Here is a 12,809-nt window from a genome sequence, read left to right on the forward strand (position 1 = left end):
TCGTTCGGCTGCGTCGCCAGGATAGGTTTCGCTTTATCCGAATGCCACCCATAAGCGCGGTCGGGGGAGCGAGTGTGCGTGCGGTGTCGCTTCGCATGGCCGTGCGCCTGGGAACGCGGTATCCACCGCCGCGACGCAGCGCGCCGGAGTCCCCGCAGAATGCCGATCGACCGCCCCGACAGCCGTACGCGACGGCCGCAGCTAGAGCCCGACGAGGGGGCCGCAAACAGCGGTTTCGTCGGCTTCCTGGGGGCCATCGCGCGACTTAGCGGATGGCGCCTCGCCTATGCGATGGCCCTGTCCACCGTCGCCTCGCTCTCGCAGGGCGCCGGCCTGCTCCTCCTCGTGCCGCTGCTGGAGGGCATCGGCATATCCGGTTCGGGCGGCGCATCGACCTGGACCACCTACCTGCCCGAGCTGTTCCACGGGCCCGTCGGCGCACTGACGCTCTATGTGACCGTGGTCGTGCTGGCGGCTGTCGCGACCTGGGCGCGCGCCGTGGAAGGCGCCAGACTGCGTCTCGGCTTCGTCGACGATCTGCGCCGCCGCCTCCATACGGCGGTTCTGGCGATGGAGTGGTCCACCTTCCAGCGGCTGCGGGCCTCCGACATCACCCAAATCCTGACGCAGGAACTCGGCCGGATCGGCCTTGGTACGGAATTCCTGCTGCGCCTGTCGTCCTGGATCATCGAGGTGGCCGTCACTCTGGCCGTGATCGTCAGGCTATCGCCGCTGGCGGCGGGCGCGCTGCTCGTACCCGTCGGCATCGCCGCTGTCCTCGCAAGACCCCTCAATCACCGCAGCCGTGCCCGCGGCCAGGCGCTCACCCTGTCGGCGCGGGGACTTCAGGCGGACCTGGACGACGACCTGACGGGGATGCGGCTGGTGAAGAGCATGCATCTGGAGGAGGTCAGGCTGCGGCGCTTCGATGCCCGCGTCGAAGCCCTGCGCGGCGGGCAGGTCGAACATGCCGGCGCGGTGGCCGCCGCGAGCGGCGCCGGCCGGGCGGTCGCAGCCGTGGCGGCTGCCGCCGGCGTCGCGTTCGCGGTGCGCGGTCTCGGCATGCCGGTGGCCGACGCCGTCGTGCTGGCGCTGGCCTTCGGCCGCCTGATGATGGTGGTGCTGGGCGTGCAGGAGGCGTGGCGCAACGTCCTCTATGCGCTGCCGGCCTACGATGCCGCGCTGGCAATGCTCCGCCGTTGCCGTGCCGGCGAGGAGCCGGCGGAGCGAGGCGCCGCGATGCCGCATCTGCGCGAAGCGATCGAGATCGTCGACGTCTCCTTCGGCCACGGCCGCGATCGAGATGCAGCCTTAGCGGGGGTCAGCGCCGTCATTCCGGCACGGTCGCTGACCGTGATCAGCGGGCCGTCCGGTGCCGGGAAGTCGACCCTGGCCGACATCGTGCTCGGCCTGCTGGCACCCGACAGCGGCCGCGTGCTCGTCGACGGCCAGGAACTGGACCGGGCGCGGCGGCGGGAATGGCGGCGGCGGATCGGCTACGTGCCGCAGGACAGTTTCCTGTTCCACGACACCATCCGCGCCAACCTGCGCGTCGGAGCGGAAGACGCGGACGAGGATGCTCTCTGGTCGGCACTGGCCGACGCCGCCGTCGACGGTTTCGTGCGCACCCTGCCGGAGGGCCTGGACACCGTCGTCGGCGACCGCGGCAGCCGTCTCTCGGGCGGCGAGCGCCAGCGCATCGCCCTTGCGCGCGCGCTGGTGCGCCGCCCCGAACTGCTCGTCCTCGACGAGCCGACCAGCGCCCTCGACGCTGAAAGCGAGCAGCAGGTCCTCGACGCGCTCGCTCGGCTGCGCGGCCGTGTCACGACGGTGATCGTGACACACAGGCCGGCGGTGCTGTTCGCCGCAGACCAGGTCGTGACCCTTCAGGCCGGTCGGATCGTCGGAGCATGTTGAGCGTAGCGGCCTGCATCGTGCATATGTGGAGCAGACTACCCTGCCCCGAGACGACCGAGACGGCCGTCGATCAGCCCTCCGGAGCCCGCAGTCGATGCCCGATAACCGATCACCGTTGCCGACGGAACTGCATGAGCTGACGATCGCCGAGGCGGCGCGGCTGATCGAGGCGCGGCGGCTTTCGCCGGTGGAGTTGGCGACGGCGTTGATCGCGCGGCGCGAGGCGGTCGATCCGCAACTGGACGCCTTCATCCTGCCGACCGACGAGCATGCCCTGGAACAGGCGCGCACCGCCGAGGCGGAGATCGCGTCCGGGACCTATCGCGGCGCCATGCACGGCATTCCGTTCGGACTGAAGGACATCTACTGCACGGCGGGCGTCCCGACGACCGGACACTCGAAGGTCGCGGCCGACTTCGTGCCGAACGGGGACGCGACCACGGTGAGCCGGCTCTATGAGGCGGGCGCGGTGCTCGTGGGCAAGCTGGCGACGCACGAGTTCGCCCACGGCGGACCCTCCTTCGACCTGCCCTGGCCCGCGGCGCGGAACCCCTGGAACCGCGAGCATTTCACCGGGGGATCGTCGAGCGGATCCGGCGCGGCGGTCGCGGCCGGCATGGCGCTGGGGGCGCTGGGGTCGGATACAGGCGGGTCGATCCGCAATCCGGCGGCGCTGTGCGGGCTGGTCGGGCTGAAGCCCACCTACGGGCTGGTCAGCCGCGCGGGCGTCTACACCAACTCCTACACGTACGACCATGCCGGACCGATGACCTGGACGGTCGAGGACTGCGCGATCATGCTGCAGGTTCTGGCGGGCCACGATCCCGAGGATCCGGCGAGCGCCGACCGCCCGGTTCCGGACTATCGGGCGGCCCTCACCGGCGACATCCGGGGCCTGCGTGTCGGCGTTCTCCGGCATCTCTACGAGGAGGACGTGCCGGTGGCCCCCGCCGCGGCGGCGGCGCTGGAGGCGGCATACGACGTGCTCCGCTCGCTCGGGGCGACGGTCGAAGAGGCGCGGATCCGTCCGGCCCAGGACTATTACGACGTGAAGATCGTCGGTGCTGAAAGCGAGCTGTTTGCCGTGCACGAGGAGGCCTTGCGGACCCGGCCGGGCGATTTCGGCGAAGACTTTCTGGGGCGGGCGCTGGCGGCGATGCTGGTGCGCGGCTCAGACTATGTGCAGTCGCTGCGCGAGCGCCGGGCGATGCTGGCGGAGATGGAGCCGCTCTACGCACGCTATGACGTCCTGGTCACGGCGGCGCCCGGGCCGGCACCGCGACTTGATGCTTGGCGGACGCTGATGTTCTGGCAGAAGGCGTCGCTGACCACGCCCTTCAACGTCACCGGCGGGCCTGCACTCGTGCAGTGCATCGGCTTCACGGATGGTGGCCTACCGTTGTCGATGCAGATCGTCGGGCGTCCGTTCGACGATGCGACGGTGCTGCGGGTCGCCGACGCCTATGAACGCGCCACGCCGTGGCGGGGCCGGCGGCCGCAACTCAATCCCGATGCCGTGTTCTCGCGGGAGGCGCCACCTCTGCCGGAAGCCGTCCGGGCGGACGCCGATCCCGAACAGCGTGCGGAACTCGCGGCTCTCTGCCGTCGGGCCGACCTGACCCTGAATGCGCGACAGTTCGAGATGTTGTGCGCGACTGCCCCCTACATGCAGGGGATGATCGACCGGCTCCGTCGCAAGCGCCCGTTTGGCGCGGAACCCGCTAACATCTTCGCCTTCGGCCCGGGTCGGGACGCTTAATGTCCCGTTTACCGCGGCCCGGCGAAACTCGGAAGGTCGGCGATCGGCGGAGGCGGGAGGCTGTCCCGATAAGAAAAGGGCCTAGCGCAGTCCGCTAAGCCCTTGGAGAGAATGGCGCGCCCGGGAAGACTCGAACTCCCAACCTTCTGATCCGTAGTCAGATGCTCTATCCATTGAGCTACGGGCGCAACCGGCGCGGCCGAGCGGGAAGGTTTCCCGTCGAACGCGGCGCGGACCGTACCCAAATTGGGGGCGGGGTGCAATAGGTCCAGTGCAAAAATGCCGCGCCATTCGCGCGCAGGGGGATTCGTGGGGCGGACAAGGGCCAAGAGATTGTGTGTGGCGGGGTTTTCGCGTTTAATCCGCCGACTCGCGAGGGGTCTGGGGGAAAGCAGGTCTAATTCGAGCATGTTGCATCTTCGCACCCTCGCCGCGCTTGCCGGCCTTGCCGTGCTGGCGGGCTGTGCATCCACGTCGCCTCTTCCGTCGATCGCGGGCGGGTCGTCGGCTGCCGGCTATCAACTCGCTGCGGCGCCCGGTGCTTCGGGCAGCGGCCTTTTCGGCAGGTCCGATGTCTCCGGCACCTTCGTGGGGCAGAAGATCGCGCAGCTCCGTGGCGACCTGAGGGCGCTGGAGGCGCAGATCGGCCAGCGCGCCGGCGAGCTTCAGCAGGCACGCTCCGTCATCGTGCAGAACGCGCAGGACTATTACACGCGCGTCGCCTCGATCAACGCGCGCCTGCAGGGCGGCACGACTCCGGGCAATCCCCGGCTCGTGCAGGAATGGAACCAGGCCCAGGCGCAGCTCAGCCGGATCGACGGCAGCGTCGCCCAGTTGACCGAACTCTCCAACCGTGTCGCGACCGACGCGGCGATGACGAACTACCTCCTCGATTCGATCCGCTCGGCATATGAGATCCCCGGTGCCGTCGAGGAGGATCACCACCAGCTGGCGGCACTCCAGGATGACGTGAACCGGTCCAAGGTGCAGATCGATCGGCTGCACGCGGAGATCAACCAGGAGGTCTCCCGCCAGACCGGCTACATCGCGGGCGAGCGTCAGGATCTCTCTATGCTCGCGATGGCGATCAAGCAGGGCGAACTGCACAGCGGGCGCGGCGGCGCCATGCCGGCGGCGTATTCGACGGCATCCGTCAGCGACCGCCCCTTGGTGATCATCCGCTTCGATCAGCCGAACGTCGCCTACGAGCAACCGCTCTACACTGCGGTCAGTCAGGCGCTCGACCGTCGCCCTGAGGCGATCTTTGACGTGGTGGCGGTTCCTGGCGGCTCCGGCATGGCGACGTCGGCCCGGCGCCATGCCGAGCGCGTGATGCGGACCTTCACCGACATGGGCATGCCGCGCGATCGTGTGCGCCTGACCTCGGGCAGCGGCAGCGCCGGTGTCGACGAGGTTCACGTCTACGTACGCTGATGCGGTGCGGCGGCCGATGACGGCCCACTCTGCCCGTTCCTTCCCGGTCACCTGGACCGAACTTCACCGGGATACCCGCGCGCTGGCGTGGCGGCTGGCTGATCTCGGCCCGTTCGAGGCTGTGGTCGCCATCCCGCGTGGTGGCCTCGTTCCTGCCGCGATCGTTGCGCGCGAACTCGGGATTCGGCGTGTCGAGACCGTGTGTATCGCCAGCTACGACGATCGAACCCAGCGCGAGCCGCAGATTCTCACGCGCCTCGACGGCGACGGGACGGGCCTGCTGATCGTCGACGACTTGGTCGATACGGGCGTCACCGCGCGCATTGTGCGCGGGATGCTGCCGAAGGCCCATTTCGCGACCGTCTATGCGAAGCCGGCCGGCATGCCCCTGGTCGATACCTTCGTGACCCAGGTTGGTCAGGATACCTGGATCGTCTTCCCTTGGGATGACGAGGAGCCGATCGCGGCTCGGCCACGCCCTGCGGCGGGGTAGGCGGGCGGCGTCGCGCCGCCCGCCCGTGCGTCAGCCCAGGACCGCCACCTTCTTGCGCTCGATCAGTTCGAAGTCGATGTCCGCCCCCAGGCCGGGCTTTTCGACGGCATGCACGAGCCCGTTTGAGTCGGGCTCGATGTCGTCGATGATCCCGTACTTCTGTGCGGCCGCCGGCAGCAGAACCTCGAAGAACTCGCAGTTCTTCACCGCCATGGTCAGGTGCAGGTTGGCGAAGTTGTTCAGCGAGTTGCCGCCGTGGTGGATCTCGTAGTTCATCGAGAACGCTTCGGCGAGATGGGCCGTCTTCAGGCATGCAGTCAGGCCGCCTTTCACGGCCACGTCGCCGCGCAGATAGTCGGTCGCCTGCAGGGTCAGCCACTGAGCGTAGGACGGCAGGCCGCCTGGGGAGTATTCGGTCGCCATGATCGGCACCGAAAGCTGCTGGCGTAGCTTCACGTAGTTGAGGATGTCCTCCTCTCCGAGGGGATCCTCGTACCAATAGAAGTCGAGCGCCTCGACGGCGAAGCCGACGCGCAGCGCCTCCGGGTACTGGTAGCACCAGGTGGCGTCCAGCATGATGCGGTAGTCGTCGCCGACGGCCTTGCGCACCGCCTCGCAGACCTTGATGTCTTCCTGCCATCGCGTCGGCGGGTGGATCTTGTACGCCGCCCAGCCGTCCTGCTTGTAGCGCTGCGCCTCCTCGGCATAGGCCTCGGGCGAGGGCAGCACGGCCGAACTTGCATAGGCCGGGCAGCTGGTCCGGTAGCTGCCCATCAGCCGGTGGATCGGCATCTCGGCATATTTGCCCGCGATGTCCCAGAGGGCTATGTCGACCGCGCCGATCGCCCGCAACGTCGTCATGCGCTGGCGCTTGTACATCGCCTGGTAGAGCCGTTCGCGGTCGAGCGGGTCCTGCCCCATCACGATCGGCTTCAGGAAATGGATCAGCGACTCGCCGTCCATCTGCGCCCCGCGGCTGGCGGAGCCGAGGAAGGCGTGGCCGTCGATTCCCTCGTCGGTGCTGATCGTCAGGAGGCCGAGCTGGCTTCGGCCAGCGAACTTGCCGGTGTGCTGGCCATACTGTGTCGCTGGAATGTCGTCCCAGGCGAAGAGGGTGAGCTTGACGTCTGTAATGCGCATGGCGGGGCGTCCCTCGTTCTTTGATTGGCGGCGACGGTATCGCGTTCCGAGGACCGTACCAAGGTGCCCCGGTATCCCGAATCCCGTGATTGAGGGCAATGAGCCGAGTGGGGTACAGTGACCGGGGCCGCATTCCGCCAAGCCGAGCGGTCCCTCGGAGGAAATCAGTGGACGGATGTCGGACCCGATACCTGCACCTGAACGTATGACGCTTACGCGCGCAAAGCTCCGCGAACGTCTCGAGCAACAGATATCGGTGGCGGAGTTCGGCCGCACCGCCCTGATGGAGAGCGACATCGAGGTGGTCTTGAACGCCGCCGTGACGTGTTGCGCCGAGTCGCTCGGTGCGGAGTTCTCCAAGATCCTGGAATATGTCGCCGAGACGGATTCCTTCTTCCTGCGAGCCGGGCACGGGTGGGGCCAAGAATATATCGGCATGCGTTTCGCAGATGCCGACATGGATTCCGCCGCGGGCTTTGCGCTTCACACGGGCGAGCCCGTGATGACGCCGGACCTTCAGGCGGAAGAACGGTTCGGGACGCCGGCTCTCCTGCGGAAGTTCAATATCCGCAGCGCCATCAACGTGCTCATCCGCGTCGAAGGCGAGAACTACGGCATCCTCGAGGTCGACAGTCCCGAGGTGGACGCGTTCGAGGAGGACGATAAGCACTTCCTGGCGAGCTTTGCAAACCACCTAGCCGCGGCGATCGAACGGCACAGGCTGCACGACCGGCTGACCGCGGAGATGCGCCAGAGCGAGATGCTCCTCCGTGAACTCCAGCATCGCGTGAAGAACAATCTTCAGGTGGCCAACAGCCTGATCTCGATGCAGCGGCGGACGGCCACGACCGACGACGGGCGGCGCCAGTTGGACATGGTGGGCAGCCGGATCGGCGCGATGCAGGTCCTGTTCGACCAGCTCTACAAGCGCAACGAGGCGGCCGGCACGACCGACCTCAGCGCCTATCTCCGATCGCTATGCGCCAACCTGACCGATTTTCATGGATTCGACACGCGCGGGATTCGTCTCGACATCGATATCGAGCCTCTGTCGATCGAGATCGACAGGGCGGTGCCACTCGGCCTGATCGTGAACGAGTTCATCGTCAACAGCTTCAAGCATGCTTTCACCGACGGCCATGGCTGCGTCACGGTTACGCTGAAGCGGCTGGATGAGGGACGCGCGCGGATCAGACTCGCCGACGACGGCATCGGCTTCGAACCGCCCGCCGGCTCTATTCGCGGAACTGCCTCCGGCCTGGGTCTCACGCTGATCAATGCGTTGATGCAGCGGATCGAGGGTGAGCCGACCTGGAGCCGCCAGGGCGGCACGGCGCTCGCCATCGATTTCGTCACCGAAGGCATTGCGGCACCGACCCCGGGCGCCTGAGGGCACGCCGGGTGTCGATGGGCTCGAGCCTTATCGGGTGACGACGCCGCACGCGATACGGCCGCCGGCATCGCCGGCCGGGTCAGACTTGTAGTCGTCCGGCTTCGCGTGAACCACGAGAGCCGAACCGTCCTCGTCGAAGAGACTCATCTTTTTGCCATCCACCAATGTGACGCCATTGGCGAGGTACTCTGCGCGCAACTTGCCGCCGTCGGGCACGTGGATGTTGGGCAGGTCGCCCGCATGCTCGCCCTTCTCGCTTTCGAAGCCGTGATGCGCACCCGTCGGATTGAAGTGGCCGCCGGCCGACGTGAATTCGGGCGGTTCGCACTTGCCCGTCGTGTGGATGTGAAAGGCATGAGCCCCGGGTGGCAGATTGGCCAGATCCAGTGAAAGAAGTACGCCGCGCGGCGTCTGCGACAGCATGATCGACCCAACCTCGCCACCCTTCGCGTCGGTCATCTTCGCCATCGCCTCGCCGGCGCCCTTCTCGGCGGCAACGGCAGGCGTGGCCGCGATCATTGCGGCAGCGACGGCGGGAATTATGCAGCGCGTCTTGTTGACCATGTCTCGTCCTCGTTTGCGTCGGTGACCCAGCAACAAGTCCACAGTCGCGTTGTTCCCGCCCCATCTGCTCGTCAGGGCTGCAGGACCACGCGGCCGACGATCCGCCCCTCGCGAAGATCGGCCAGTGTCGCGTTCACTTGGCGCAGGGCGCGCGTGCGTATCGGAATTGGGGGAACACGTCCTGCGCGAACCATATCCATCAGTTCGTGCATCTCCTGGAGTGATCCCACATAGGAGCCGACGACGCGCGCCATCTTCAGCGGGAACATCGCTGTGGACAGCGACAAGGCGCCGCCATACAGACCGACGATCACCAGCGTCCCGCCGCGCCGGATGCCGTCGAATCCGAACAGCGCCGTGCCCGGAGCGCCGACGAAGTCGATGGCCGCCGCCGCCCCGCTGCCGCCGGTGGTCTCCCTCAGCTTGCGGAGGGCGCCCTCCGCGCCATTGTCGACGGCCGCGACGGCGCCGGCCGCGATCGCCGCCCTGCGCTTGTCCTCATCGATGTCCGCGACGACGATCCTGGCCGGCGTGACGGCACGCGCCATCTGCACGGCGGACAGGCCGACCCCGCCGGCACCGACGATGAGGATGCTGTCGTCGGCAGTGAGGCCGGCGGACGCCTTCTTCAGGGCACTGTATGCCGTGACGCCTGAGCAGGCATAGGTGCAGGCCAGCGCTTCGTCGACGCCGTCGAAATCCACGAGATAGCGGGCGTGCGGGACGTGAACGCGATCCGCATACCCGCCGCCATAGCGCACGCCGAGCGTGCGCGGGGCGGAGCACAGTAGCTCCTCGCCGCGGCGGCATTCGGCACAGTCCCCGCATCCGATCCACGGGAAGACGACCCGTCGGTCGCCAATCGCCACGCCTTCTGCCTCGGGGCCGAGCGCAATGACTTCGCCGACGATCTCGTGGCCCATGGTGAACGGGAGCGACATGCCGCGGCCGCCGAGTTCGAGCCGCTTGCCTCCTCCTAGGTCGAAATAGCCGTCCCAGAGGTGGAGGTCGCTGTGGCAAACACCGCATCCGGTTACCCGAAGGAGCACCTGCGCACCGGTCGGCTCCGGATCGGGGTACTCGCGCGGCTCGAGCGGCTTGCCGAAATCGACGATCTGCCATGCGTGCATCAGCGTCTCCTCTCAATCCTTCAAGGGGATTGGCTCACCTTCCGGAAGCGGTACACGGGCCACGTTCAGGGTCATGCCGACCAGGACGTAGTAGCCGCTCAGGCCAATGATCTCGACGATGCCGCGTTCGCCGAAGGCTTCCTTCGTCCGCTCGTAGGTCGCGTCCGAGACGCCGTGCGTTTCGTGCAGCTCTTTGCAGAAGGTATAGACGGTGCGCTCGTCGTCCTTCTCGAACGGCGGTTCGCGTCGTTCGGCGATCGCGTCGACGATCTTCGGATCGAGGCCGCCCTTCAGCGCTAGCTTCGCATGCGCATACCATTCGTACTGGGCCGTCCACGCCCGCGCGGTTACCAGAATCGCCAACTCCGAGAGTCGCGGCGGCAGCGACGTGTTGAAGCGCAGGAACTCTCCCAGATGCGCTGCCCGCCTCGCCAGTTCGGGGCTCCGCAGCATCGCCGGAAACGGGCCGCGCGCCCCGCCCCGGGGGCCCGACGCGATCGTGTCGCGGATCTCGCGTTGCTCCGGCGACAACGCGTCCTCGGAAAGTTCGGGCAGGCGGTTCATCGGCGTTCCCCATGCTTTGTGTCGCGTTCTGGGAACAGTAGCATACGCGCCACGTTCGACTATGCCGGCAGGATGCGAAGGCGGGATTGGTTCATGAAAAGATGCGGTGCGGCGGTCGTGGCGTTTTGGGCCATGGCCTCATCGGCCGGCGCGGTCACGAGTGCGGTCGCAGCCCAGGGCGCGCCCGTCATCGGCGGCAGCGGCGCAGCCGCGGGCGGGGCGGTCGTCGCGCCGCGGTCGTCGGCGGCAGTCGAGGACGGCGTGCGGCCGGTGCCCGATCCCGGCGGCATCATCAACTTCGTCATCGAGAATGACTCGATCGCCGGGACGGACCAGCACTACACGAACGGCTTCCGCTTCTCTGTCTTGACCTCGGAGTGGTCGATTCCGGAGTGGCTCGAACGTGGCGCAAATTTCCTGCCCTTCTTCGATTATTCGGGCAACAAGCGCATCAGCTACGCCTTCGGGCAGAGCATGTTCACCCCGAACGACATCACGATTTCAAATCCGCCGGACGGCGAGCGGCCTTATGCCGGCTGGCTCTACGGCAGCATCGGTCTGGTGTCCGATACCGGCTCGCGGCTCGACAACCTGCAGCTGACGCTTGGCATCGTCGGGCCATACTCCGGCGCCAAGGACACGCAGAAGATCGTTCACGAACTGATCGGCTCGCCTGATCCGAAGGGCTGGGCGACGCAGCTCAAGACCGAGCCCGGCGTGGTTCTGAGCTACGAGCGCAAGTGGCGCGGCCTCCTCCCGGCGCTGTCGGACAATCCGACCGGCCTGGCGGTGGATGCGACGCCCCACGCCGGCGTCAGCCTCGGCAACATCTATACCCATGCCAATTTCGGCCTGACGCTGCGCGTCGGCCAGGACCTGCCGGCCGACTACGGCCCGCCACGGGTGCGGCCGAGCCTGCCGGGATCCGACTTCTTCGTTCCGAGTGAGCGGTTCGGCTGGTACCTGTTCGCCGGAGTGGACGGCCGTGCAGTCGCCCACAATATTTTCCTGGACGGCAACACCTGGAAGGACAGCCGCAGCGTCGACAAGGAGTACTTCGTCGGCGAACTTCAGGCTGGTCTCGTCGTCACGTTCGCGAACATGCGACTAGGTTACACCCATGTCCTGCGCTCGAAGGAGTTCGAGACACAGGACGGCTTCGACGAATTCGGTGCGCTGACCTTCGGTTTCAGGTTCTAGGGCGGGGCTCAGGCCGACGTCGTGGGTTGCAGCAGGTCCATGTCCTTCGCGACCTGTCGGAACGTGTCGCAGATCCGTGTAATCTGCTCCGGCGTCTGGGCGGCGGAGACGCTGCAGCGCAGCAGGGAGGTGCTGTTGGGCGTGCCGGGCGGAATGGCGAGATTGACGTAGACGCCAGCGTCGAACAGGCGGTTCCAGAAGGCGACCGCGAGTTCCACTGTCGGCACGCGGACTGCGACGATCGAACTCGGCGGTGCAGTGAGCTGCAGGCCGAGGCTGCTGAGGCCGTCGTGCAACGCGTGAGCATTGCGCCAGAGATTGCTCCGAAGTTCGGGCCGGCTGCGCAGTTCGTGCAGGCACGCGGACGCGGCCGCCAGATTTGCCGGTGAGAGCGAGGCAGTGAACATGTAGGGCCGGCTCGAGAGGCGGAGCATTTCGAAGCCGGGATGGTTGGAGGCGGCGAAGCCGCCCATTGAACCGAGGCTTTTGCTGAAGGTGCCGACGATGAAGTCGACCTCATCCAGCACGCCCGCCTGCTCGGCTACGCCGCGCCCCGAGGGGCCAAACACGCCGACGGAATGCGCCTCGTCCGCCAAAAGGTATGCGCCGTGGCGGCGCTTGACCTCGACGAACTCGGCGAGCGGCGCCACGTCGCCGAACATCGAATAGAGGCCTTCGATGATCACCAGCTTGTTCGAGCCCGGCGCCAGCCGCTCCAGACGCTTATCCAGGTCCGCCGGGGAATTGTGCCGAAAGCGAATGACGGTGGCGCCGCTGAGCCTGCACCCGTCATAGATGCTGGCGTGGCAGTCGGCATCTATGAGGATTGTGTCGTCCGGACCGGCCAGGCCTGCGATCGTGCCCAGATTGGCTTGGTAACCCGTCGAATATACGAGCACAGAATTCATCCCGAGGAAGTCGGACAACTCCCGTTCGAGCGACTGGTGCAGGTCGTACGTCCCGTTCGCGACCCGGGAGCCCGTCGTTCCGGTACCGTGTTGGGCTATCGCGTCTTGCGCGCGCTTGATGCAGGCGGGATCGAAGGTGAGGCCGAGATAATTATTGGTGCCGGCCAGCAGGATACGACGCCCGCCTGAGAGCGCTTCGGTCGCCGAAACGATCTCGTCCATGCAGACGCCAAAGGGGTTCGCGCCGGCGCTCGCCAGCCTCTCCCGCAGTTCTGGGAGGTGGCCGAACTTGTCGAACAGGTCCATG

11 protein-coding genes and 1 tRNA gene are annotated in these 12,809 nt (G+C 67.0%); 6 read left to right on the forward strand and 6 right to left on the reverse strand.

Annotation, left to right across the window (positions count from 1 at the left end; translation table 11 throughout):
• Positions 1-159: 159 nt before the first annotated feature.
• Both ABIE65_RS22905 and ABIE65_RS22910 read left to right on the forward strand, forming a co-directional pair.
• On the forward strand, positions 160-1,917 hold the full coding sequence (locus ABIE65_RS22905) for an ABC transporter ATP-binding protein (RefSeq protein ID WP_354080970.1): 1,758 nt from the start codon (positions 160-162) through the stop codon (positions 1,915-1,917).
• 94 nt (positions 1,918-2,011) lie between these two features.
• The gene (locus ABIE65_RS22910) at positions 2,012-3,676 is read left to right on the forward strand and encodes an amidase (RefSeq protein ID WP_354080972.1); all 1,665 of its coding nucleotides are present in this window, start codon (positions 2,012-2,014) and stop codon (positions 3,674-3,676) included.
• Positions 3,677-3,788: 112 nt separating this feature from the next.
• Here ABIE65_RS22910 and ABIE65_RS22915 read toward each other — a convergent pair.
• A tRNA-Arg gene (locus ABIE65_RS22915) sits at positions 3,789-3,864 on the reverse strand.
• Positions 3,865-4,015: 151 nt separating this feature from the next.
• Here ABIE65_RS22915 and ABIE65_RS22920 point away from each other — a divergent pair.
• Positions 4,016-5,110: a hypothetical protein gene (locus ABIE65_RS22920; protein WP_354080974.1), complete on the forward strand. Its 1,095-nt coding sequence runs from the start codon at positions 4,016-4,018 to the stop codon at positions 5,108-5,110.
• A gap of 16 nt (positions 5,111-5,126) precedes the next feature.
• Positions 5,127-5,603, forward strand: coding sequence for a xanthine phosphoribosyltransferase (gpt, locus tag ABIE65_RS22925; RefSeq protein WP_354081063.1), 477 nt, complete (start codon positions 5,127-5,129; stop codon positions 5,601-5,603).
• A 30-nt stretch (positions 5,604-5,633) separates the two neighbouring features.
• Here gpt and ABIE65_RS22930 read toward each other — a convergent pair whose 3' ends face one another.
• On the reverse strand, positions 5,634-6,743 hold the full coding sequence (locus ABIE65_RS22930) for an enolase C-terminal domain-like protein (protein ID WP_354080975.1): 1,110 nt from the start codon (positions 6,741-6,743) through the stop codon (positions 5,634-5,636).
• 256 nt (positions 6,744-6,999) lie between these two features.
• On the opposite strand from ABIE65_RS22930, the gene ABIE65_RS22935 reads away from it, so the two are divergent.
• Positions 7,000-8,133 (forward strand): sensor histidine kinase, encoded by a 1,134-nt coding sequence (locus ABIE65_RS22935; protein ID WP_354080977.1) that lies wholly within the window; start codon positions 7,000-7,002, stop codon positions 8,131-8,133.
• A gap of 30 nt (positions 8,134-8,163) precedes the next feature.
• Here the strand turns inward: ABIE65_RS22935 and ABIE65_RS22940 are convergent, their stop codons facing one another.
• The 3 genes from ABIE65_RS22940 to ABIE65_RS22950 form a co-directional block, all read right to left on the reverse strand.
• A complete protein-coding gene (locus tag ABIE65_RS22940; RefSeq protein ID WP_354080979.1) occupies positions 8,164-8,700 on the reverse strand; it encodes a superoxide dismutase family protein in 537 nt (178 codons plus the stop codon).
• Positions 8,701-8,771: 71 nt separating this feature from the next.
• Positions 8,772-9,830, reverse strand: a complete 1,059-nt coding sequence (locus ABIE65_RS22945) for an alcohol dehydrogenase (protein ID WP_354080981.1) — start codon at positions 9,828-9,830, stop codon at positions 8,772-8,774.
• 12 nt (positions 9,831-9,842) lie between these two features.
• Positions 9,843-10,394 (reverse strand): carboxymuconolactone decarboxylase family protein, encoded by a 552-nt coding sequence (locus ABIE65_RS22950; RefSeq protein WP_354080983.1) that lies wholly within the window; start codon positions 10,392-10,394, stop codon positions 9,843-9,845.
• A gap of 132 nt (positions 10,395-10,526) precedes the next feature.
• Between ABIE65_RS22950 and ABIE65_RS22955 the strand changes: the two genes are divergently transcribed.
• On the forward strand, positions 10,527-11,594 hold the full coding sequence (locus tag ABIE65_RS22955; protein ID WP_354080984.1) for a lipid A deacylase LpxR family protein: 1,068 nt from the start codon (positions 10,527-10,529) through the stop codon (positions 11,592-11,594).
• Between the two features lie 8 nt (positions 11,595-11,602).
• Here the strand turns inward: ABIE65_RS22955 and spt are convergent, their stop codons facing one another.
• On the reverse strand, positions 11,603-12,808 hold the full coding sequence (gene spt, locus ABIE65_RS22960) for a serine palmitoyltransferase (RefSeq protein WP_354080986.1): 1,206 nt from the start codon (positions 12,806-12,808) through the stop codon (positions 11,603-11,605).
• Position 12,809: the final 1 nt, after the last annotated feature.

The sequence above is a fragment of the Constrictibacter sp. MBR-5 genome, from assembly GCF_040549485.1.
In the GTDB taxonomy this organism is placed as follows: Bacteria; Pseudomonadota; Alphaproteobacteria; order JAJUGE01; family JAJUGE01; genus Constrictibacter.

What these genes read in the sequence shown, in the direction of transcription:
- ABIE65_RS22905 (WP_354080970.1), top strand. Translation starts at nt 160, where the DNA reads ATGCCGATCGACCGCCCCGACAGCCGTACGCGACGGCCGCAGCTAGAG.
- ABIE65_RS22910 (WP_354080972.1), top strand. Translation starts at nt 2,012, where the DNA reads ATGCCCGATAACCGATCACCGTTGCCGACGGAACTGCATGAGCTGACG.
- gpt (WP_354081063.1), top strand. Translation starts at nt 5,127, where the DNA reads ATGACGGCCCACTCTGCCCGTTCCTTCCCGGTCACCTGGACCGAACTT.
- ABIE65_RS22930 (WP_354080975.1), bottom strand. Translation starts at nt 6,743, where the DNA reads ATGCGCATTACAGACGTCAAGCTCACCCTCTTCGCCTGGGACGACATT.
- ABIE65_RS22940 (WP_354080979.1), bottom strand. Translation starts at nt 8,700, where the DNA reads ATGGTCAACAAGACGCGCTGCATAATTCCCGCCGTCGCTGCCGCAATG.
- ABIE65_RS22945 (WP_354080981.1), bottom strand. Translation starts at nt 9,830, where the DNA reads ATGCACGCATGGCAGATCGTCGATTTCGGCAAGCCGCTCGAGCCGCGC.
- ABIE65_RS22950 (WP_354080983.1), bottom strand. Translation starts at nt 10,394, where the DNA reads ATGAACCGCCTGCCCGAACTTTCCGAGGACGCGTTGTCGCCGGAGCAA.
- ABIE65_RS22955 (WP_354080984.1), top strand. Translation starts at nt 10,527, where the DNA reads ATGGCCTCATCGGCCGGCGCGGTCACGAGTGCGGTCGCAGCCCAGGGC.
- spt (WP_354080986.1), bottom strand. Translation starts at nt 12,808, where the DNA reads ATGGACCTGTTCGACAAGTTCGGCCACCTCCCAGAACTGCGGGAGAGG.